Here is a 20775-nt window from a genome sequence, read left to right as displayed (position 1 = left end):
GGTCGTCACGAGCCAACTCCAATCCGCACCGTGGCGCCGACGGTGACGCCGAGCTGGCGGTGCACCGCCGAGCCGGAGGAGTTCAGCGGCAGCCACACCACCCGGTCGGGCATGTCGGTGATCACCAGCGGCAGGCTGATCGATCCGCGCGGCGTGCTCACGGTGACCGCATCGCCGTCGGCGGCGCCGATCTCGGCGGCGGTGTCGGCCGACAGCCGCAGCACGGGCTTGCGCGCCGTGCCGGCCAGATGCGGTTCGCCGTCTTGCATGCGACCGTTGTCCAGCAGCATCCGCCAACCGGTCAGCACCGCTTCACCCGCCCCGGGCGGCGTCGGCTCGGCGGCCGCGACGTCCGGGCCGGCCGCGCGTTTGCCCTCCCAGTAGGGCAGCGCGGCGTATTCGGTGCGGATCTCCTCGACGGTCGCCGTCCCCAGGTAGACGCCCAGCTCGTCGGCCAAAGTGTCGAGCACCTGGTGATCGGATTGGCCGGCCTGCGTCATGCTGCCGCGCAGCGCGGCCTGGAACGGGCGGAACCGGCCCTCCCAGTTGACGAAGGCGCCCGCCTTCTGGGTGGTCGGCGCGACCGGGAACACCACGTCGGCGCGCTGCGTGACGGCGCTGTGCCGCAGCTCCAGGCTGACCACGAAGCCCACCCCGTCCAGCGCCGCCAGCACCGCCTGCGGATCGGCGAAGTCGTCCGGGTCCACACCGCCGACCAGCAGTGCGCCCAGCGTGCCGTCGGCGGCGGCAGCCAGCATCTCCTGCACGTCACGCCCAGGGCCGCAAGGCAATTCGGACACGTTCCAGGCCGACGCGATCTGCGCGCGGGCGTCGTCGTCAGCGACGGGCCGGCCGCCCGGCAGCAGCCCGGGCAGCGCCCCGGCCTCCAGGGCGCCGCGATCGCCGGCGCGCCGCGGAACCCAGACCAGCCGGGCGCCGGTGGTGTCGGCCAGCCGGGCGGCGGCGGACAGTCCGCCCGGCGCCGTGGCCAGCCGTTCGCCGACCATGATGACCGCGCCCGGGGTGGACAGCAGGTCACCCACTTCGCCGGTGGCCAGCCGGTCCAACGCCGAGGCCTCGGCGCCGGGCGCGGTTTTGATCAGCCGACCCGACACCTTGGTCAGCGAGCGGGTGGCGAACGGCGCCACCGCGTACACCGGCACCCCGTGCTTGCGGGCCGCCTTGCGCAGCCGCAGGAACACGATCGGCGACTCGTCTTCGGGCTCGAACCCGGCCAGCAGCACCACCGGTGCGGACTCCAGGTCGGAGTAGCTGACGGTGATCGGCCGGCCGGCGATCCGGGCGGCCAGAAAGTCGGTCTCCTCGGCCGAGCTCGGCCGGGCCCGAAAGTCGATGTCGTTGCTGCCCAACACGATTCGGGCGAATTTCGAGTACGCGTAGGCGTCCTCCCAGGTGGCCCGACCGCCGACCAGCACCCCGGTGTTGCCCAGCGCGGATTCCAACCCCCGGGTCGCGGCGGCGATCGCGTGCGACCAGGAGGCCGGTTGCAGCGAACCGTCGGCGTCGCGGACCAGGGGAGTGGTGATCACGTCGGGCTGGGTGGCGTAGCTGAACGCCCACCGGCCCTTGTCGCAGTTCCACTCCTCGTTGACCTCCGGGTCGTCGCCGGCCAGTCGGCGCAGCACCTTGCCGCGGCGGTGGTCGGTGCGCTGGGCGCACCCGGACGCGCAGTGCTCGCAGACGCTGGGGCTGGACACCAGGTCGAAGGGGCGGGCCCGGAACCGGTAGGCGGTGCCGGTGAGCGCCCCCACCGGGCAGATCTGCACGGTGTTGCCCGAGAAGTAGGAGTCGAACGGTTCGTTGGCGTAGATGCCGACCTGCTGCAGCGCGCCGCGCTCCTGCATGTCGATGAACGGGTCGCCGGCGATCTGCTCGGAGAACCGGGTGCAGCGGGCGCACAGGATGCAGCGCTCCCGGTCCAGCAGCACCTGCGCGGAGATGTTGATCGGCTTGGCGAAGGTGCGCTTGACGTCGGTGAAGCGAGAATCGCTGCGGCCGTTGGACATTGCCTGGTTCTGCAGCGGGCATTCGCCGCCCTTGTCGCACATCGGGCAGTCCAGCGGATGGTTGATCAGCAGCAGCTCCATCACGCCGTGCTGGGCCTTGTCGGCGGCCTCGGAGGTGAGCTGGGTGCGCACCACCATGTCGTCGGTCGCGACCGTGGTGCACGAGGCCATCGGCTTGCGCTGCCCCTCGACCTCGACCAGGCACTGCCGGCACGCCCCGACCGGCTCCAGCAGCGGGTGGTCGCAGAACCGGGGGATCTGGATGCCCATCAACTCGGCCGCGCGGATCACCAGAGTCCCCTTGGGGACGCTGATCTCGTTGCCGTCGATGCTCAGCGTCACCATCTCCGGCTGGGTCACGCGGCCTTCGGTGTCCGCAGTTTGGGTCACGAGTCGCTCCCGTTCGGTGTCAGCATGGAGTCTCGCGGGTCGAACGGGCATCTGCCGTTCTCGACGTGGGCGACGTACTCGTCGCGGAAGTACTTGATCGACGACATCACCGGGCTGGCGGCGCCATCGCCCAACGCGCAGAACGACTTTCCCAGGATGGTGTCGGAGATGTCCAGCAGCTTGTCGATGTCCTCGGCCGTGCCCTTACCGGTCTCCAGCCGTTCGTAGATCTGGTCGAGCCAGAACGTGCCCTCGCGGCACGGCGTGCACTTGCCGCACGACTCGTGCTTGTAGAAGTAGGTCCAGCGGCGCACCGCACGCACCACGCAGGTGGTCTCGTCGAAGATCTCCAGCGCCTTGGTGCCCAGCATCGAGCCGACCCCGCCCACGCCCTCGTAATCCAGTGGCACGTCGAGGTGTTCGTCGGTCAGCAGCGGGGTCGACGAGCCGCCGGGGGTCCAGAACTTGAGCCGGTGCCCGGCCCGCACCCCGCCGGCGTAATCGAGCAACTCGCGCAACGTGATTCCCAGCGGCGCCTCGTACTGGCCGGGCCGGGTGACGTGGCCGGACAGCGAATACAGCGTGAAACCCGGCGATTTCTCGCTGCCCATCGAGCGGAACCAGTCCACGCCGTTGCCGATGATGGACGGCACGCTGGCGATGGTCTCGACGTTGTTGATCACCGTGGGGCAGCCGTACAGCCCGGCCACCGCCGGGAACGGCGGCCGTAGCCGGGGCTGGCCGCGGCGGCCCTCCAGCGAGTCCAGCAGCGCGGTCTCCTCGCCGCAGATGTAGGCGCCGGCGCCGGCGTGCACCACCAGCTCCAGATCGAAGCCCGAGCCGTCGATGTCGCGGCCCAGATAGCCGGCGGCGTAGGCCTCGGCGACGGCGTTCTGCAGCCGGCGCAGCACCGGCAGCACCTCGCCGCGCACATAGATGAACGCGTGGTTGGCCCGGATCGCATACGCCGCGATGATCACCCCCTCGATCAGGACGTGCGGGGTGGCCAGCATCAACGGAATGTCTTTGCACGTACCGGGTTCCGACTCGTCGGCGTTGACCACCAGGTAGTGCGGCTTGGCGGCCGCGCCGGTGTCGCCCTGCGGGATGAACGACCACTTGGTGCCGGTCGAGAAGCCCGCGCCGCCGCGCCCGCGCAGCCCGGAGTCCTTGACCATCCCGATGACCGCGTCGGGCTCCATCGCCAGCGCCTTCTTCATCGCCGCGTACCCGCCGTGCCGGTGGTACGTCTGCAGCGTCCACGACTCGGGATCGTCCCAGAAGCGGCTGATCACCGGCGTCAGCGGCGTCGCCTGCGGGGCCCCGGAGGCCTCCGAAGTCTCCGAAGTCGTTGTCATTGCTGGCCTTCCGGCGGGTACGGTGCCTGCATGCCGTGTTCCTTGGCGACCTTCAGCCCGGCCAGGGTCGCCGCGCCGGCGCCGCCCTGCCCCTGGTCGGGGCGCTCGTCGGGCAGCCCGGCCAGGATGCGCGAGGTCTCCCGGAAGACGCACAGCGGCGCGCCGCGGGTGGGGTGCCGGGGCTTACCGGCGCGCAGCGAGTCGACGAGTTCGCGCGCCGACTCGGGTGTCTGATTGTCGAAGAACTCCCAGTTGACCATCACCACCGGCGCGTAGTCGCAGGCCGCGTTGCATTCGATGTGTTGAAGCGTGACCGACCCGTCGGGCGTGGTCTCGTCGTTGCCGATGCCCAGATGTTCCTTCAGCGCATCGAAGATGGCGTCGCCACCCATGATGGCGCACAACGTGTTTGTGCACACCCCGACGAGGTAGTCACCGGTCGGCCCACGCCGGTACATGGTGTAGAAGCTGGCCACCGCCGACACCTCGGCCCCGGTCAAACCCAGCTGCTCGCCGCAGAACTCCAGCCCCGCCGGGGTCAGGTAGGAGTCCTGCGACTGGACCAGGTGCAGCAGCGGCAGCAGCGCCGAGCGTTTGTCGGGGTAGCGGCCCATGATCTCCTTGGCGTCGACCTCGAGCCGGGCCCGCACCTCGGGCGGGTAGGACGTGGGCGCGCCCTCGACCACGAACGCGTTGGGCTCGTCGGGCGGCGGGCCGAGCCGGAGGAACACCGGCTGCCCCTGTGGGCCGGTCATCGGTCCACCCCGCCCATCACCGGGTCGATGCTGGCGACCGCGGTGATCAGGTCGGCGACCATGCCGCCCTCGCACATCGCGGCGACGGACTGCAGATTGGTGAACGACGGGTCGCGGTAGTGCACCCGGTAGGGGCGGGTGCCGCCGTCGCTGACCATGTGCACGCCGAGCTCGCCGCGCGGCGATTCGACCGCCGTGTACACCTGGCCCGGCGGGACCCGGATGCCCTCGGTGACCAGCTTGAAGTGGTGGATCAGGGCCTCCATCGAGCCGCCCATGATCTTGGCGATGTGCTCCGGCGAGTTACCCAGGCCGTCCGGGCCGACCTTCAAATCGGCGGGCCAGGCGATCTTTCCGTTCTCGACCATGATGGGGCCCGGCTGCAACTTGTCCAGACATTGCTCGACGATCTTGATCGACTCCCACATCTCCTTGACGCGAATCATGTAGCGCCCGTAAGCATCACACGTGTCGGCGGTGATCACGTCGAATTCGTAGTTTTCATAACCGCAGTACGGTTCGCTCTTGCGCAGATCGTGCGGCAGCCCGGTGGCGCGAAGGATCGGCCCCGTGATGCCCAGCGCCATGCAGCCGGTCAGGTCCAGGTAGCCGATGTCCTGGGTGCGGGCCTTCCAGATGGCGTTCTCGTTGAGCAGGTCGCCCATTTCGCGCAGCGGTTGGCGCAACTGGTCGAGCGCCTGGGCGATTTCGGTTTTCGCATTCGGCGGCAGGTCCTGGGCCACGCCGCCGGGCCGGATGTAGGCGCTGTTCATCCGCAGCCCGGTGATCGACTCGAACAGGGTGAGCACGATTTCGCGGCCGCGGAAGCCGACGAACATCGGTGTCATCGCGCCCAGCTCCATGCCGCCGGTGGCCAGCGCCACCAGATGCGAGGAGATCCGGTTGAGCTCCATCATCATCACCCGGATGACGTTGACCCGCTCCGGTATCTGGTCGGTGATGCCGAGCAGCTTCTCCACGCCCAGGCAGTAGGCGGTCTCGTTGAAAAACGGTGAGAGGTAATCCATTCGGGTCACGAACGTGACACCCTGGGTCCAGTACCGGTATTCGAGGTTCTTTTCGATGCCGGTGTGCAGGTAGCCGATTCCGCAACGCGCCTCGGTGACCGTTTCGCCCTCGATCTCCAGGATCAGCCGCAGCACCCCGTGGGTGGACGGGTGCTGGGGTCCCATGTTGACGACGATGCGTTCGCCGGGGTCGGCGCTGCGGGCAGCCTCGACGACCTTGTCCCAGTCCTGGCCGCCCGCGACCACGAGGGTCTCGCCGGCGCCGTCGTGCGTCGATTCGGTGGTGGTGCTCATCAGTTGTACGCTCTCCGCTCGTCGGGCGGGGGTATCTGTGCGCCTTTGTATTCGACCGGGATCCCGCCGAGCGGGTAGTCCTTGCGCTGCGGATGCCCGTGCCAGTCGTCCGGCATCTCGATGCGGGTCAGCGACGGGTGCCCGTCGAAGATGATGCCGAAGAAGTCGTAGGTCTCGCGCTCGTGCCAGTCGGTGGTCGGATAGATCCGGTACAGCGACGGGATGTGCGGATCCTCGTCGGGCACAGCCACTTCCAGGCGGACGCGGCGGTTGTGCGTGATGGATTGCAGCGGATAGACGGCGTGCAGTTCGCGACCCGTCTCGTGCGGGTAGTGCACGCCGCTGACGCCCAGGCACATCTCGAAACGCAGCCGCGGGTCGTCGCGAAGGTGCTGGGCCACGTGCGGCAGTGCCGCCCGGTCGACGTGCAGGGTGAGCTCGTCGCGGTACACCACGACCTTCTCGATCGCCTGGTGGAATTCGATGCCGTTGCTCTGCAACGACTCGGTCAACGTGTCGACGACGTGGTCGAAGTAGCTGCCGTAGGGTCGCGGGCTGCTGCCAGGCAGGGTGACCGTGCGCACCAGCCGCCCGTAGCCGGACGTGTCGCCGGTGCCGGCGGCCCCGAACATGCCGCGACGAACGTCGATCACCTCGTCGTCGCCCTGGGCTATCGCCTCGCGGGGGTCCTGGTCGGGCGAGCTCATCGCAGCAGTCCGCGCATCTCGATGGTGGGCCGGGCCGACAGCGCCGCCTGCTCGGCTTCGGCGATGGCGGTTTCCCGGTTGACGCCCAGCGGCATCTGTTGAATCTTCTCGTGCAGCTTGAGGATTGCGTACAACAGCATCTCCGGGCGCGGGGGGCAGCCGGGCAGGTAGATGTCCACCGGGACGACGTGGTCGACGCCCTGCACGATCGCGTAGTTGTTGAACATCCCGCCGGATGACGCGCACACCCCCATGGCCAGCACCCATTTCGGCTCGGCCATCTGGTCGTAGATCTGGCGCAGCACCGGGGCCATCTTCTGGCTCACCCGACCGGCGACGATCATCAGGTCGGCCTGGCGGGGAGTGGCCGAGAACCGCTCCATGCCGAACCGCGCGATGTCGAATCTTGGCCCGGCGGTTGCCATCATCTCGATGGCACAGCAGGCCAACCCGAACGTCGCCGGCCACAGCGAGTTCTTGCGGACGTAGCCGGCGACCTTCTCGACCGTCGACAACAGGATCCCGCCGGGCAGCTGTTCCTCAAGACCCACGCTTACCTCAATCCCCTCTCGGCCCTCAGTCCCACGTCAGGCCGCCGCGGCGCCACACGTAGGCGTAGGCCACGAAAACCGTGAGCATGAAGACCACCATCTCGATCAGCGCAAAGGTGCCCAGCGCGTCGTAGCTGACCGCCCACGGGTACAGGAACACGATTTCGATGTCGAAGACGATGAACAGCATCGCGGTCAGGTAGTACTTCACCGGAAACCGCTGTCCGGCCGTGGCGCGCGGGCCGCTCACCGAGGTTTCGGTGGGCTCGATGCCGCACTCGTAGGCCGCCATCTTCGACTTGTTGAAACGTGACGGGCCGGCCAGGCTCGCGATCACCACCGAGCCCACGGCAAAGGCGGTGGCGATCGCCCCCAGCACCAGGATGGGTATGTAGACGTTCAACTCGCTCCATGATCCGTCGTGCGAGCCGCCTGCAGCGGCCAGGCGGTAACCGGGCTGCTGTGACGAACCCGGTTTCGGGACCGTCACAGTGATCTTCAACATAGCGTCGCGGCGCGCGGCGCGCTTGCCCGGGGTGGGCGTTTTGCAGTATTGACGCCGCCGTGCTCGCGCTGTCCAGCGCAAAGTCAGGGGACTGCGGCCGGGCGATTGCCCCGGCGGCAACGAGGACGCGTGGATCCGGTCAGCGAACCGGGGTGCGCAACAGGTTCAGCACCGTGCGGCCGAGCAGGATGGGGTCGATGGGATGCGGCACCGCGGCTTCAGCGCGCGACCAGGACGCCAGCCAGGCATCGTCGGGCCGCCCGGTCAGCACCACCAGCGGTGGGCAGGTGTCGAGTTCGTCCTTGAGCTGTTTGGCGATTCCCATGCCCCCGGTGGGGGTGGCCTCGCCGTCCAGGATGGCCAGGTCGATGCCGCCCTGGTCCATCGTCTTGACCACCATCGGGCCGGTGGCCACCTCCACGTAGCTCAGCTCGGGCAGGTCGGGATGCAGGTGCCTGCCCAGTGCCCGCATCACCCGTTCCCGGGTCTGGGCGTTGCTGCTGTAGACGAGGATCCGCAGGGCGACGCTGGATTGGGGCGTGGAGTCCGACACGCTGCAGATGCTACTGGTGCCGCAGTGGGTTTATCGGGGTGCCCGCAAATCTATTGCGAATCTATTGCGAATCTCGGACGAAGATGACGTCGGCCGCGGCCGTCGCGGTGCGGCCGATCATGCCGAACCGGTTCCAGCCCAGGTCGAATCGGGCGCGATCGAGCGTGGTTTCGCCGGTGATCCGGATCGAGCCGTCGTCGAGCTCGAGGATCGTGACGGGCAGCGGCAGTTGTGCGCTGACGCCCTTGACGGTGAAGTCGGTGCGCAGGTCGGCGTTTTTGCCCTTGGTCGGCTGCAGCCCGGTGACCACCACGTTGATCTTCTCGAAGCGTTCGACGTCGAAGAAGTCGGGCGAGCGCAGGTGCTGGTCGCGGCGGCCGATCCCGGTGTCCAGCGATGCGGCCCGGATGTCGACGCGCCCGAAAACCGCTCCCTTGCCGGTCAGTTGGCCGTCACCGGTGAAGTCGGTGAAGCGGCCCCGGACGGTCAGCAGCCCCCACATGTTTTTGATCCTGAAAGTGATGGCCGAGCGGTCCGGCACCAGGTTCCACACGCCGGCCATCTCCGGATCGTGCAGCAGTGTCTCCAAGGTCGTCATCGATCACCCCCAACTGTCGTGGCGAATCTAGCGCCTATCACATCAGCGGCGCGATCCCGGCAGGATCGAAGTATTCGTCGATGCGCTCGATCATGCCGTGCGCGCCCACCCTGATCACGATGCACACCCGCAGCGAGATCGCTTGCCCGCCATGCCCGGTGGCGTGCAAGACGTGCTGCTGGACGAAGCCGCCGTCGAACAGCTGCCGGTCCAGGATCTGGTAGCGGCGCCGGGCGGTCGCGCCGATGAACCAGTCGATCACCCGCACGGCGCGGGCCTTGTCGTCGTCGCGGCGGGAGCCGACCCGCCACACCGCGATGTCGTCGCTCCACATCGCCGCGACCGCGGTCACGTCACCGCGCTCGATGGCGGCGAACAGCCGGTCGGCCGTGTCGACGACGGTTTTCGCACCGCTGGCGGTCATGGCACCCGCTCCCCTCCGATCTGTTTGCTATTCGTTGTCGTAGCCGGGATGGGCGACGGCCAACCGGCGTCGCACCAGCGTGCGCAGGCAGGCGATGACGTCTTCGGCCCGCCCGTCCATCTCCCCGGTGCGTATCGCGGCGGCGAGCTGCTCCTCCTCGGCGAAACCCAAGGCGGCCAGGGCGGCACGCGATTCCGCTTCGCTCTCGTCGAGCAGTTCGCGCTCGACGATGCGCAACGCGTTGGCGGCCACCCGGGCGTGGAAGTTGACCTGCCCCTCGGTCGCCGCGCGCACGTCGGTCTCCAGGAATTCGGCCACGGCGGCGACGAGTTCGGCGGCCAGCGGGCGGCCATAGGGCCCGATCATCAGGCGGCCCCTTCGAGCAGGTTGAGTAGATCCCACTCGGTCTCGCAGACGCGCCGGCCGATGGTGGCCAGCTCGACCGAGCGGTGCAGGCCGCTCAGGTGCCGCTCCGCCTGGTAGCGGCAGATCACCCCCCAGCGCAGCGTGGCCAGCACCAGCCACCAGTGGAACGCCGCCCTGTCCACGGTCGTCGCGCTGGCCTGCTCGTAGGCACGCAGGAAGCTCTCGATGCTGCCCAGGCCGCCGGCGCCGAGGCCGGCCGGGGCGCCGAATCGCCAGGCGCGGATGCAGAACCAGGCCAGGTCCTCATACGCCTGGCCGACATGCACCAGCTCCCAATCCAGCACCGCGGCAAGCTGGGCGCCGTCGACGATGAGATTGCCCATCCGGAAGTCGCCGTGCACCAACACCGCCGGCGCCGCACGGGGCCGGCGGGCGGCCAGCCAGCGAAACGCCCATTCGAAGGTGGCGGTGGTGTCGCCCATGTCGTCGAGGCGTTGCCGCCATTCGGCGAGTTGGTCTTGGCGCCTCAGGCCCGGGTCCTGGATCCGGTCTATCTCGGCTCGGTGGATGGCGGCCACCGCGTGCGCGCATTGCCCGAGCAGGTGGACCCGGGCCGCGTGGCCGTCGGCGGCGTCGAGCCGGCGCTGGATGCGCCGCGCGATGGTCTCGCCCTTGATCTCGTCGCAGATCAGGAACGGATTGCCCAGTGCGGCAGGCGAATTGTCGGCGACCAGGATGTGGGGGACCGGGGCGCCGGCGGCCGCGGCGGCGGCTTGCGCCTGGGCTTCGAGCTCCATGCCGGCGTGCACGTCGTCGGGCGGGCCGGTGCGCAGGATCAGCGGGCGGCGCCGCCCGCCGGTGACGGCGTCGAACGCCCAGGTGGTTCTGCTGGCCCCGCCGGTCAGCGTGCGCAGCTGCTCGACGGCTGTGCCGGCGCCGAGCGCGGTGGCCAGCACCCCTTCCAGTTTGGGCGCAGTTCGGCCGCGTCGCTGTCCATCACTTCTTGCCGAATTTGAACAGCCGCTGCGCCACCCGGCGGATCTGGATCTCCTCGGCGCCCTCGGTGATCCGGTAGCGGCGGTGATGGCGGTAGATGTGCTCGAACGGTTCGTGCCGGCTGTAGCCGAGGCCGCCGAAGATCTGCATGGCCCGGTCGGCGGCGTCGCAGACCAGCCGGTTGGCCCGGTAGTTGGCCATCGACACCTTGTCGGATACCTCCATGTGGTGGTCGCGGTCCAGGTGCCAGGCCGCGTACTGCACGAGCAGCCGCACCATCTGGGCTTCGGTCTGCAGTTCGGCCAGCGGCCATTGCACGGCCTGGTTGACCGACAGCGGTTTGCCGAACACCGTTCGGCTGCCGGCGTATTCGGCGGCCCGGTCGATGCAGTACTGGGCGGCACCCAGGCTGCTGGCCGCTTGCCGAATCCTGTTCTCGTGCAGGAAGGTTTGCGCGACTTCGAGTCCGCGATCCACCTCACCGAGCACCGCGTCGGCGGGCACCCGGACATCGGTCAGCTCGACCTCGCCGTGGTCGGTGGGCATGTTGAACGTCCACCAGTAGTAGGGCACCGTGAATCCGGGCGCGTCGGTCGGCACCAGGAACGCGGTGATGCCCACCGCGGTCCCGGGCTCACCGGAGGTGCGGGCGAAGATCAGGTCGTGGGTGGCGCGGTGCACGCCGGTGTTGAATCGCTTGGCGCCGTTTATCACCCAGCCGTCACCGTCGCGTTCGGCGCGGGTCTGAAGCCAGGTGGCGTCCGAGCCGTGCTGCGGCTCGGTCAGGCCGAACGCCATGGAACGTTCCCCGGTGATCAGCGCCTGCGACCACTCCCGGCGCTGTTCGTCGGTGCCGAACCGCTCCATCATGATCACCTGCGGGAAGTTCCCGACGATCGACGACTCGTTCTGCAGGTCGTTGTGCAGGCCAAGACCCTTGTGCGCCAGGTGTTCCCGAATGACCGCCATGTCGACGTTGCTGCCGTCGCGACCCCCCAGCGACGCGGGCAATCCGTACCGCAGCCAGCCCGCCCGGTCGGCCCGCCGGCGCATCTCGGCCAGCAGGTCCTCCCATTCGCGGGTGGGGATCCCGTCGTTGTCCCAATCGGTGCGGGCATGCTCGCGGCGCTGGTCGAAATACTGGATGTGCTCGCGCTCCAGCGGTTTGATCTCGTTCTCGATGAACGCGTCCATCTCGGCGAGCACGCCCGGAAGGTGTTCGGGCAGGGTGAAATCCACAGCTGTCTCCTTACACGCCGTAGAGAGTTTTCTTCCAGATCGTCGACAGGGTGGCGATGGCGTCCTCGTCGCTGATCTCGATGCCCAGACCGGACGGGCCGACGAACACGGTGGTGAAGTTCTCGAACAGCAGCGCGATGGCCGCCGCGGTGTGCTGGGGGTGCAGCTCGGCGCCGTAACCCTGCTCCTGGGCGCGGCGCACCGACGCCGCCACCAGATCGATGCCGAAGCGCCGGAATTCGTTCTGCACCGCCGCGAACCGCTGCTGGGTGGCGGCCAGCTGGGCCACCGCGATCATGATGCCGATGTTCTGCTTGAACATGTTCCAGTAACCGGTGACCACCGCGGTGAAGAACGCGTCGTCGTCGGGGGAGTCCGGCAGGTGGACGCTGAGCCCCGAGGGCGTGACCACCTCGTGCAGGAAGGACTCCGCGAGCGCGGCCAGCAGGTCTTCCTTGTCGGCGAAATACCGGTAGAACACCGCCGGGGATTTCCCGGCCGCCGACGTGATGTCGGCCAGCGTGGTGCCGTGAAAACCCCGCTCGGCGAACAGCTTGCGGGCGGCCTGCTCGATGGCCTGCCTGGTCTGGCGGCCCTTGGCGGTCAGCAGTTCGGCAGGCATCAGGGACCCCGCTCTCAACTTCTCCGCCGGTCCCCGGCGCGCAGCAGGGCACTGGGAAGGTCATGCCCCACAAGTGTTTTCGCGACACCGGCGGCGGCGATGGCGGCCTGCAGGTCGACATCCACGTCGAATCCGCTGTCGGTGAGCAGGTACACCAGGTCCTCGGTGGCGATGTTGCCGGTGGCCCCGGGCGCGAACGGGCAGCCACCCAGCCCGCCGACCGACGCGTCCAGCCGGGTGACCCCGGCGCCGACCGCCGCGTACGCGCTGGCCAGCCCGCAGCCGCGGGTGTTGTGGAAATGACCGCCCAGCGGCATGTCCCCGACCACCGGAAGCAGTTGCGCGATCAGCGAACTCACCCGGCCGGGGGTCGCCGTGCCGATGGTGTCGGCGATCGACAGCCGGTCGGCCCCGCGGTCGCGGGCCGCGGCGGCGATGTCGAGCACCCGCTGCGGGGGAGTGGGGCCTTCGAACGGTGAGTCCCACGCGGTGGCGATGACGACTTCGACGGTGACCGGCGGGCCCGGGCCGTCGTGGGCGATGGCGACGATGTCGCCGATCTGTTCGGTGGCCTCGGCGCTGGTGCGCCCGACGTTGGCCGCGCTGAACGTGTCGTCGGCGGCCACCACGTATTCGATGGCGCGCAACCCGGCGGCCACCGCCCGCCTGGCGCCGTTGGGACTGGCGACCAGGGCGGAGAATTCGATGTCGGGATAGTCGGCCAGGTGGGCGGCCAGCTCGGCGGCGTCGGCCATCGACGGCACCTTGGACGGGGAGACGAACGCGGTGGCCTCGACCTCGCGCACGCCGGTGGCCGCCACCGCGGCCAGCAGTTCGAGCTTGGCGGACAACTGGATCGGCGCCTCGATCTGCAGGCCGTCGCGCAGCGCCACCTCGCGGATGGCCACATGTGTGTTCACAGCACCTCCTGTGCCCGCAGCTCCTCGAGTTCCTCGGCGGTCTTGCCCAGCAGCCCGCGGTACACCTCGTCGTTGTGCTGGCCCGGCCGCGCCGGACCCGCGTTGCGCAGCCGGCCCGGCGATTCCGAGAGCACCGGCACGATGCCCGGGCCCAGCACGTTGCGCCGCAGCCGCTCGTCGTAATGCTCGACCAGCATGTCGCGGGCCCGCAGCTGCGGGTCGTTGACGACCTCGGCGACCGTGTTGATCGGTCCGGCGATCACGCCTGCGGCGGAAAGGGTTTCGATGATCTCGTCAGCCTGGCGCTGTGCGGCCCACTCGCCGATGATCCCGTCGAGTTCGTCCTGGTTGCGGCCGCGCGCGACGTGGGTGGCGAACCGTTCGTCGGTGGCCAGCTCGGCGCGGCCCATCGCCTTGCACAGCCGGGCGAACACGGTGTCCTGGTTGGCGGCGATCACCACCCACGAGCCGTCGGCGCTGCGGTAGATGTTGGACGGGGCGATGCCCTCGAGCCGGGTGCCCGACGGCCCGCGCACCACCCCGCCGACGTCGTAATCCGGGATCGTGGATTCCTGTACGGCCAAACAGGATTCGGTCAGCGCGACGTCGACCACCTGGCCGCGGCCGGTGACGCTGCGGCGGTACAACGCGGCCAGCGCGCCCTGGGCGCCGAACATGCCGGCCAGGCTGTCGCCGAGCGACAGCGCCAGCCGGGGCGGCGGGCCGCCGGGAAAGCCGTTGAGGTGGCGCAGTCCGCTGGCCGCCTCGGCGACCGAGGCGTACCCGGCCTTGGCGGCGTCGGGTCCGGTCTGCCCGTAGCCGGACACCCGGACCAGGATGATGCCGGGGTTGCGTTCGCACAGCACGTCATAGCCCAGGTTCCACTTCTCCAGCGTGCCCGGACGGAAGTTCTCCACCACGATGTCGGACTTCTCGACGAGCTCGCAGAACAGCTCGCGGCCGCGCGGGTGGCGCAGGTCGAGGGTGATCGCTCGTTTGTTGCGGGCGTGCACCGTCCAGAACACGTGGTGCCCGTCGACCTCGGCCTGGCCCCAGGTGCGCAGCGGGTCCGGCGCCCGGGGGAGCTCCACCTTGATCACGTCGGCGCCCATGTCGCCCAGCAGCCGGCCGGCGAACGGGCCGGCGATCAGGGTGCCCAGCTCGAGCACCCGGATGCCGTCCAGCGGTCCGGCCGCACCCGCAGCGCTCATGCCTTCTCCGCGAAGTCGTGCCGGACCAGCCAGTCGGTGACGATGCCGACCGCCGAGCGCAGCGCGTCGCGCTGGTCCGGTCCCGCGTAATAGTGTGTGGCGCCCGGGATTTCGTGCATCTCCTTGTCGTGGTGTCCGATCGCCTGGAACAGCCGCCGGGTGTGGCTGGGGGTGCAGGCGTCATCGGCCAGGTTACCGATCACCAGCGCCGGGATGGCGATGTCGGGCCCGCAGGCCAGCGCGTCGCCGCGGGCGTCGTCGTAGCTCCACTGCGACAGCCAGCCGCGCAGCGTGCAGAACCGCGCCAACCCGACGGGGCTCATGTTCACCACTCGAGGATCCCCCAGGTAGCACGTTCCCGGGGTGCGTTCGTTGGGGTCGACGGTCGGGTCCAGCCAGCGCGGGTCGGCCATCGTGCCGTGCACGACGAACCCGAATTCGTCGTCGGGGCGGCCGGCGGCCTTCAACTCGGCCAGCTTGGCTTTGACCCACGCGGTGATGCGGCGGTTGCGCTCGATCTGGGCCTGCCGGTAGCGGTCCAGGAACTCCTGGCTGTAGGGCGGTTGGTTCGGGTTGTCGGGGTCGTACAGGTCCAGTTCGGGATCGCGCTTAGTGGGGTCGGATTCGTCGAGGATGGACGCGTCCAGCCATTCGGTCAGCGTGCCGTGCCTGCTGATGTGCGCGGCGAGCAGCATGATGCCGTCGGCGGGGGTCAGGTCGAGCTTGGTCAGGTCCGGGCCGTCGCCGGACGGGCTGGACGTGATGGTCGGATTCTGCGCCTGCTGCTGGTAGAACACCGACAGCGAGCCGCCGCCGCTCCATCCGGCCAGCACCACCTTGGTGTAGCCGAGTCGCTTCTTGGCGTCTTTGATGCACTCGCCGAGATCCTCGACCACCTTCTCCATCAGCAGGGCCGAGTCGGTGCCGCGGAACCGGCTGTTGCAGTAGATGACGTGGTGGCCGGCGCGGGCCAGCGCATTGATCATCGGCAGGTAGGCGCCGCCGCCGATCGGGTGCATGAACACCAGCACGGTGTCGCTCGGCTTGTTCTTCGGCTTGAGCAGGTAGCTCTCCAGCACGGTGATCTCGGCCAGCCCGCCGTAGACATCCCGGACGCCCGAATTGTTCTGGAAGGCAACCAGATAGGGGATGCGGTCGTATTCGTGTTTCATCAGTGCTGTCCTAGGTCGTGGGCCAGTACCTCCGCCGACGGCGTCAGCCGGCGGCGGGTGTCGACGGCGATCACCTGCCAGTCGACCCGGGCGTACTCGTCGAACTTGCGGCGGGCCCGCTCCCGCGCCTTCTCCGGTGCGCCGTGGTGAACTCCTTGCGGCGCATGCGAAATCAAGCCCGGGGGCATCGGGATGCCGTACAGCGAGCCGCCGTGAAAGAAGGCGATCTCGTCGTAGTCGACGTTGCGGTGATACCACGGGGTGCGTTCGGTGCCGGGAACCCCTTCGGCGGGCTTGGGCAGGAAGTTCATCACGTAGACGCCGGTGGCCTGCATGAACAGGTGCACCGTCGGCGGTAGGTGGACGCTGTCGGAGGTCACCACGTTGTAGTCGGCGATGTTGAAGGTGAACGCGAAGTTGTCACCGCGCCAGCCCTCGACGTCGAGCGGATTGTGTTGGTAGAACAGCGTTGTCGGGCCGCCCTCATGCACCAGCCGGACCTCGTACTCGTCGCGGGCGGGATCGTCATCGAGTGCTTGCGGCTCGGGGATGGTGGCCTGCGACGGGTCGAACGGGAAGTGCCGGCCCAGCGGCCCGGGCGGCGGGACGCGGAACTCGTCGGTGGCCTCGATCATCAGCAGCGTGGTCTCGGCATCCGGAAGCTGGCGCCACGTCGTCGCCTTGGGCAGATACACCCAGTCGCCTTGGCGGTAGGGCATGGGCCCGAACTCGGTGTGCAGTAACCCGGCGCCGCCGTGGACGAAGCACAGCAGGTCGCCGTCGACGTGGCGGACGTAGAACGGCATCGGCTCGCTACGGCGCGACAGCGAGATGCGGCAGTCGGGGTTGGCGAACATCAGCAACGGCCCGCCCGTGGCGTCGCTGGCGTCGCTCGGTTTGAGTTCGGAGGTCAACACGTCGATGGGTCGCAGCGGGCCCTGCACGCGGTAGGCGGTGGGGTCGTGGCGGCGGTACATGTTGGCGGTGCGGCCGGTGAAGCCGCCGCGGCCCAGCTCGTCGTCCTTGAGCCCGTCGAGATCGGCGTGCAGCCGGCCCGGTGTCCGGCCTTTGCGCAGGTGAATAAAGGATTCCATGGTGGCTCCTCCGGTGGGGCCAAGCTCGGCGGCAGAAAACTGAAAGTGACATTACTTTTTCTTTTGGGCGGGCACAAGGCCGCCCGGGTGCCGCCGGCCGCCGAGCGCCTAACCGCGCACGCGCAGCACGACCTTGCCCTTGGCGGTGCGGTTCTCCAGCGAGGCCACGGCCGCCGCGGCCTCGTCGAGCGGATAGACCACCGGCTCGGGCGGGGCCAGCTCACCTGAGGTGAGCAGTCGCTCGAGCCCGGCCCACTGCTCGGCCAGCGCGCCGGGATGGGTGCCCGTCCAGGCGCCCCAGCCGACGCCAACCACGTCGATGTTGTTGAGCAGCAACCGGTTTACCTTGACCGTGGGGATCTCGCCACCGGTGAAGCCGACCACCAGCAGCCGCCCGCCGGGGGCCAGCGAGCGCAGCGAATCGGTGAACCGGTCGCCGCCGACCGGGTCGACGACGATGTCGACGCCGCGGCCGTGGGTCAGCTCCTTCACGGCGTCCTTGAAGCCGTCGGCCAGCACGACGTCCGTCGCGCCGGCCGCCGTGGCGATGTCGGCCTTGTCCGTCGTGCTGACCACGGCGATGGTGCGGGCGGCACCCAGCGCCGGCGCCAGTCGCAGCGCCGACGTGCCGATACCGCCGGCCGCGCCGTGCACCAGCACCGTCTCGCCGCGCTGCAGCCGGCCCCGCACGGTCAGCGCGAAGTACACCGTCAGGTCGTTGAACAGCAGGCCGGCGCCGGCCTCGAAGCTGACGTTGTCGGGCAGCTTGAACACCCGGTCGGGGGCCAGCACCGCCACCTCGGCCATGCCGCCGGACAGCATGGTGAGGCCGACGACCCGGTCGCCGGAACGCACGTGCGCGCCCTCGGGCGCGGACCGCACCACGCCGGCGATCTCGGCGCCGAGCACGAACGGCAACTCCGGCCGGTACTGGTAGAGGCCGCGGGTGAGCAGGGCGTCCGGGAAGGCCACCCCGGCCGCGTGCACGTCGACGACGACGCCGTCGCCGGCCGGTTCGTCGACGTCCGTCACCTCGATCGCGTCCGGACCGTCCAGTCGAGTCACTCGTGCAGCACGCATGGTCGAACAGCGTACTGCCGGCTCAAAAACCGTCGACGACCCGCACCACGGCCCGGCCGGAGGATTCGCCGGCGCGCTTGACTGTCGCCGAACGTGTACTCGCGGCGAGAAAACGGCCGATGTCTCGCGGTGGTTGCACGCTCGGCGTGCAACGCCGATAGCCCGGCCGCTACTTGAGTTCGGCCGACGACAGGCCCAGCAGGCGGCGGGCCACCACCAGCTGCTGGATCTGCTGGGTGCCCTCGAAGATGTCCAGGATCTTGGAGTCACGCGCCCACTTCTCCAGCAGTGACTGCTCGGAATAGCCTGCGGTGCCCGCCAATTCGACGGTCTTGAGGGTGACGTCGGTGGCCATCCGGCCCGCCTTGGCCTTGCTCATGGACGCTTCTTTGGAGTTGGGGATCTTGTTGTCGGCCTGCCACGCCGCCCGCAGCGACAGCAGATAGGCCGACTCCCAGTCGGCTTCCATCCGCAGGAACTCGGCCGCGGCCGCGCTCTGGACGTGCGCGGGTTTGTCGTAGGAGATCTCCACGCCGGCGTCGGTGAGGATCTTGCGGATCTCCTCCAGCGCGGCGCGGGCCACCCCGACGGCCATGGCGGCAACGATGGGCCGGGTGTTGTCGAAGGTCTCCATCACCCCCGAAAAGCCTTTGCCCTCTTCGATTTCCGGGTTGCCGAGCAGGTTTTCCTTGGGGATGCGGACGTTGTCGAACCGGATGGCCGCGGTGTCGGAACCCTTGATGCCGAGCTTTTTCTCGAGCCGCTCGACGGTGACGCCGGGATGGTCGCGCGGCACGATGAACGACTTGATCGCCGGGCGGCCCTTCGACTTGTCCAGCGTCGCCCACACCACGATGTGGGTGGCCCGCGAGCCGGCGGTGACGAAGATCTTCTCGCCGTTGATCACGTACTCGTCGCCGTCCAGGGTGGCGGTGGTCGACACCGCCGCCGAGTCCGATCCGAAGCCGGGCTCGGTGATGGCCATCGCCGCCCACACCTTGCCCAGCCGCTGCAGCTGCTCGTCGTTGGCGACCGCGGAGATGGCCGCGTTGCCCAACCCCTGGTAGGGCACCGAGAGCATCATCGCGAGGTCGCCCCAGCTGGCTTCCAGCGTCTGCAGCAGCGCGGCCATATTGGCGCCGTTGTGGTTCTTGTCCCGTTCTTCGTCCTCGCCGCCCAGCGCGTTCGCCCCGGCGAATTCGATTGACTCCGAAGCCCCTTCGAACAGGCTGATCAGCGTGTCCAGCTCGACCGGGTAGGCGTGTTCCTTCAGGTCGTACTTGCGCGCGATCGGGCGCATCAACTCCGCGGCGCCCTGATGCGTCTTTGTGGTCACCGCCTGCATTTTGCGGGGAAGTTCCAGATTGATTGCCATGATTGAACTTTCAGCTCGGTTCTTGCATTAACGACTCAGATGACCACGACGCCCTCGGCGACGCCGATGGCCCGCAGGTCGCGGTACCAGCGTTCGACCGGGTGCTCCTTGGTGTAGCCGTGGCCGCCGAGCAGCTGGACGCCGTCGGAGCCGATCTGCATGCCCTTGTCGGCGCCGAGCCGTTTGGCCAGCGCCGCCTCGCGGGCGAACGGCAGGCCCTGTTCGGCGCGCGCCGCGCCGCGCCAGGTGATCAGCCGCAGCCCGTCCAACTCGATGGCGATGTTGGCGCACATGAAGGCGACCGCCTGCCGGCGCGCGATCGGCTCACCGAAGGCCTCGCGTTCCTTCACGTAGGGCACCACATAGTCGAGCACCGCGTGCGACGTCCCGACGGTCAGTGCCGCCCAGCCCAGCCGGGACAGGGCGATCGCCTCGGAATAGTCGTCGTCGGTGGCCTCGTCCTCGCCGAGCCGGGCGCCCAGCGGCACCGTCACCCCGGACAGTTCGACGTGGCCCAGCTCCGCCGCCCGGATTCCCATGCTCGGATCCGCTTTCACGGTAAGGCCTTTCGTCGAGGATTCGACGATGAACAGGGCCGGCTTGCCGTCCAGCTGCGCGCCGACGATGAACAGCTCGGCGTCGGCGGCGGCGGGCACCAGGGACTTCACCCCGTCGAGGCGGTATCCGCTCGGGGTGCGCACCGCGCTGGTCTTCAGCCGGGTGGGGTCGAACAGCGGTTGCGGTTCGGCGATGGCCACGCAGGCCTGTGGCACGTTCTCGCCGGCGAACTCCGGCAGATAGGTGGCCTGCTGCTCGGCGCTGCCCCAGTGGGTCAGCGCGGAGGCGACGCCGCCCGGGGCCAGCAGCGGCAGCGCCAGGCCCATGTCGCCGTACGCCAGCGCCTCGGCGACCAGCACGTTGGTCACGCTGGAGCGGTGCGCGGCGATGCCGTCGAAGTCCTCGGGGATGTTGATCGCGGTGATGCCCAGCTCGGCGGCCTTGGCGATCAGGTCGCGCGGGTAGGTCGCCGCCTCGTCGGCGTCGTGGGCGGCGGGCCGCAACACCTCGGCGGCGAATTCGTCGAGGGTCTCGACGATCATCTTCTGCTCGTCGTCGGGGGTCAGGTCGAAGTAGTCCTTGCCGCTGGACTTGAGCCGGGTCGGCCCGCCGCGCAGGTTCTGTACCCGCTTGAACTGCCGGGACGTGGCGGCGCCGGTGGAGAAGATGGTCTTGGTGCCGTACCGCAAGCCCCGGTTGAGCGGGTCGCGCAGATGGTATTTGTCCAGGAACTCCTGCCCGACCAGCGGGGTGAGCAGCGCGATGGCGATGTCGATGCCCGTGCGTTTGTGCGGTTGCAGCCCGACGCCGGACTGGCGGTCACGCCGTTTGACGCGGGCTGGGGTCTTGGTGGAACCGGAATCGGTCATTTTCAGCAGCCTCAGGTTGATGGGCAGTGCGGATAGAGCCGATCTTACTCCGGAGTAAGATCATGGAGAACACTTGTTAACTA

21 protein-coding genes are annotated in these 20775 nt (G+C 69.0%); all 21 read right to left on the bottom strand.

Annotated features, from left to right (window positions below; genetic code table 11):
• Positions 1-5: 5 nt before the first annotated feature.
• Positions 6-2417, bottom strand: coding sequence for an NADH-quinone oxidoreductase subunit G (locus NF20_RS15350; protein ID WP_033710533.1), 2412 nt, complete (start codon positions 2415-2417; stop codon positions 6-8).
• Complete coding sequence (gene nuoF, locus NF20_RS15345; protein WP_009978486.1) at positions 2414-3775, bottom strand: NADH-quinone oxidoreductase subunit NuoF; 1362 nt, start codon at positions 3773-3775, stop codon at positions 2414-2416. The genes NF20_RS15350 and nuoF overlap by 4 nt, the downstream gene beginning before the upstream one ends.
• Entirely contained in the window at positions 3772-4530 is a 759-nt protein-coding gene (gene nuoE, locus NF20_RS15340; protein WP_011725832.1) for an NADH-quinone oxidoreductase subunit NuoE, read from the bottom strand. Before nuoE ends, nuoF begins: the two co-directional genes overlap by 4 nt.
• Positions 4527-5852: an NADH dehydrogenase (quinone) subunit D gene (gene nuoD, locus NF20_RS15335; RefSeq protein WP_003874819.1), complete on the bottom strand. Its 1326-nt coding sequence runs from the start codon at positions 5850-5852 to the stop codon at positions 4527-4529. Before nuoD ends, nuoE begins: the two co-directional genes overlap by 4 nt.
• Positions 5852-6559, bottom strand: coding sequence for an NADH-quinone oxidoreductase subunit C (locus NF20_RS15330; RefSeq protein WP_033710534.1), 708 nt, complete (start codon positions 6557-6559; stop codon positions 5852-5854). Before NF20_RS15330 ends, nuoD begins: the two co-directional genes overlap by 1 nt.
• The gene (locus NF20_RS15325) at positions 6556-7110 is read right to left on the bottom strand and encodes a NuoB/complex I 20 kDa subunit family protein (protein ID WP_003874821.1); all 555 of its coding nucleotides are present in this window, start codon (positions 7108-7110) and stop codon (positions 6556-6558) included. Before NF20_RS15325 ends, NF20_RS15330 begins: the two co-directional genes overlap by 4 nt.
• Before the next feature lie 25 nt (positions 7111-7135).
• On the bottom strand, positions 7136-7513 hold the full coding sequence (locus tag NF20_RS15320) for an NADH-quinone oxidoreductase subunit A (protein WP_004571437.1): 378 nt from the start codon (positions 7511-7513) through the stop codon (positions 7136-7138).
• Between the two features lie 241 nt (positions 7514-7754).
• Positions 7755-8168, bottom strand: a complete 414-nt coding sequence (locus NF20_RS15315; RefSeq protein ID WP_003874823.1) for a response regulator transcription factor — start codon at positions 8166-8168, stop codon at positions 7755-7757.
• A 61-nt stretch (positions 8169-8229) separates the two neighbouring features.
• Positions 8230-8766 (bottom strand): YceI family protein, encoded by a 537-nt coding sequence (locus tag NF20_RS15310; RefSeq protein ID WP_033710536.1) that lies wholly within the window; start codon positions 8764-8766, stop codon positions 8230-8232.
• Between the two features lie 37 nt (positions 8767-8803).
• On the bottom strand, positions 8804-9190 hold the full coding sequence (locus NF20_RS15305) for a nuclear transport factor 2 family protein (RefSeq protein WP_003874825.1): 387 nt from the start codon (positions 9188-9190) through the stop codon (positions 8804-8806).
• 27 nt (positions 9191-9217) lie between these two features.
• A complete protein-coding gene (locus NF20_RS15300) occupies positions 9218-9556 on the bottom strand; it encodes a DUF6285 domain-containing protein (protein ID WP_033710537.1) in 339 nt (112 codons plus the stop codon).
• The gene (locus NF20_RS15295) at positions 9556-10521 is read right to left on the bottom strand and encodes a phosphotransferase family protein (protein ID WP_081759538.1); all 966 of its coding nucleotides are present in this window, start codon (positions 10519-10521) and stop codon (positions 9556-9558) included. The genes NF20_RS15300 and NF20_RS15295 overlap by 1 nt, the downstream gene beginning before the upstream one ends.
• Before the next feature lie 31 nt (positions 10522-10552).
• A complete protein-coding gene (locus NF20_RS15290; protein ID WP_033710538.1) occupies positions 10553-11791 on the bottom strand; it encodes an acyl-CoA dehydrogenase family protein in 1239 nt (412 codons plus the stop codon).
• 10 nt (positions 11792-11801) lie between these two features.
• Positions 11802-12413 (bottom strand): TetR/AcrR family transcriptional regulator, encoded by a 612-nt coding sequence (locus NF20_RS15285; protein ID WP_003874829.1) that lies wholly within the window; start codon positions 12411-12413, stop codon positions 11802-11804.
• Between the two features lie 14 nt (positions 12414-12427).
• Positions 12428-13333: a hydroxymethylglutaryl-CoA lyase gene (locus NF20_RS15280; protein WP_033710539.1), complete on the bottom strand. Its 906-nt coding sequence runs from the start codon at positions 13331-13333 to the stop codon at positions 12428-12430.
• On the bottom strand, positions 13330-14544 hold the full coding sequence (locus tag NF20_RS15275; RefSeq protein WP_033710540.1) for a CaiB/BaiF CoA transferase family protein: 1215 nt from the start codon (positions 14542-14544) through the stop codon (positions 13330-13332). The genes NF20_RS15280 and NF20_RS15275 overlap by 4 nt, the downstream gene beginning before the upstream one ends.
• Complete coding sequence (locus NF20_RS15270) at positions 14541-15716, bottom strand: alpha/beta hydrolase family protein (protein ID WP_009978465.1); 1176 nt, start codon at positions 15714-15716, stop codon at positions 14541-14543. Before NF20_RS15270 ends, NF20_RS15275 begins: the two co-directional genes overlap by 4 nt.
• Positions 15716-16810: a homogentisate 1,2-dioxygenase gene (locus tag NF20_RS15265; protein ID WP_019733874.1), complete on the bottom strand. Its 1095-nt coding sequence runs from the start codon at positions 16808-16810 to the stop codon at positions 15716-15718. Before NF20_RS15265 ends, NF20_RS15270 begins: the two co-directional genes overlap by 1 nt.
• A 108-nt stretch (positions 16811-16918) precedes the next feature.
• A complete protein-coding gene (locus NF20_RS15260) occupies positions 16919-17890 on the bottom strand; it encodes an NADPH:quinone oxidoreductase family protein (protein ID WP_019733873.1) in 972 nt (323 codons plus the stop codon).
• A 169-nt stretch (positions 17891-18059) separates the two neighbouring features.
• Entirely contained in the window at positions 18060-19265 is a 1206-nt protein-coding gene (locus NF20_RS15255; RefSeq protein ID WP_009978461.1) for an acyl-CoA dehydrogenase family protein, read from the bottom strand.
• A gap of 35 nt (positions 19266-19300) precedes the next feature.
• A complete protein-coding gene (locus tag NF20_RS15250) occupies positions 19301-20692 on the bottom strand; it encodes an acyl-CoA dehydrogenase family protein (RefSeq protein ID WP_019732097.1) in 1392 nt (463 codons plus the stop codon).
• Positions 20693-20775 lie beyond the last annotated feature (83 nt).

This window comes from Mycobacterium sp. MAC_080597_8934 (genome assembly GCF_000523975.1).
GTDB lineage: Bacteria > Actinomycetota > Actinomycetes > Mycobacteriales > Mycobacteriaceae > Mycobacterium > Mycobacterium avium.
The sequence above is the reverse complement of the archived record's forward strand: the minus strand, read 5'-3'. Positions and strand labels throughout refer to the sequence as shown.

Bases quoted from the DNA above. Each gene is read 5' to 3' on its own strand.
- nuoF (WP_009978486.1), bottom strand. From the start codon at position 3,775: ATGACAACGACTTCGGAGACTTCGGAGGCCTCCGGGGCCCCGCAGGCG.
- nuoE (WP_011725832.1), bottom strand. From the start codon at position 4,530: ATGACCGGCCCACAGGGGCAGCCGGTGTTCCTCCGGCTCGGCCCGCCG.
- nuoD (WP_003874819.1), bottom strand. From the start codon at position 5,852: ATGAGCACCACCACCGAATCGACGCACGACGGCGCCGGCGAGACCCTC.
- NF20_RS15330 (WP_033710534.1), bottom strand. From the start codon at position 6,559: ATGAGCTCGCCCGACCAGGACCCCCGCGAGGCGATAGCCCAGGGCGAC.
- NF20_RS15310 (WP_033710536.1), bottom strand. From the start codon at position 8,766: ATGACGACCTTGGAGACACTGCTGCACGATCCGGAGATGGCCGGCGTG.
- NF20_RS15305 (WP_003874825.1), bottom strand. From the start codon at position 9,190: ATGACCGCCAGCGGTGCGAAAACCGTCGTCGACACGGCCGACCGGCTG.
- NF20_RS15300 (WP_033710537.1), bottom strand. From the start codon at position 9,556: ATGATCGGGCCCTATGGCCGCCCGCTGGCCGCCGAACTCGTCGCCGCC.
- NF20_RS15285 (WP_003874829.1), bottom strand. From the start codon at position 12,413: ATGCCTGCCGAACTGCTGACCGCCAAGGGCCGCCAGACCAGGCAGGCC.
- NF20_RS15275 (WP_033710540.1), bottom strand. From the start codon at position 14,544: ATGAGCGCTGCGGGTGCGGCCGGACCGCTGGACGGCATCCGGGTGCTC.
- NF20_RS15270 (WP_009978465.1), bottom strand. From the start codon at position 15,716: ATGAAACACGAATACGACCGCATCCCCTATCTGGTTGCCTTCCAGAAC.
- NF20_RS15265 (WP_019733874.1), bottom strand. From the start codon at position 16,810: ATGGAATCCTTTATTCACCTGCGCAAAGGCCGGACACCGGGCCGGCTG.
- NF20_RS15260 (WP_019733873.1), bottom strand. From the start codon at position 17,890: ATGCGTGCTGCACGAGTGACTCGACTGGACGGTCCGGACGCGATCGAG.
- NF20_RS15255 (WP_009978461.1), bottom strand. From the start codon at position 19,265: ATGGCAATCAATCTGGAACTTCCCCGCAAAATGCAGGCGGTGACCACA.
- NF20_RS15250 (WP_019732097.1), bottom strand. From the start codon at position 20,692: ATGACCGATTCCGGTTCCACCAAGACCCCAGCCCGCGTCAAACGGCGT.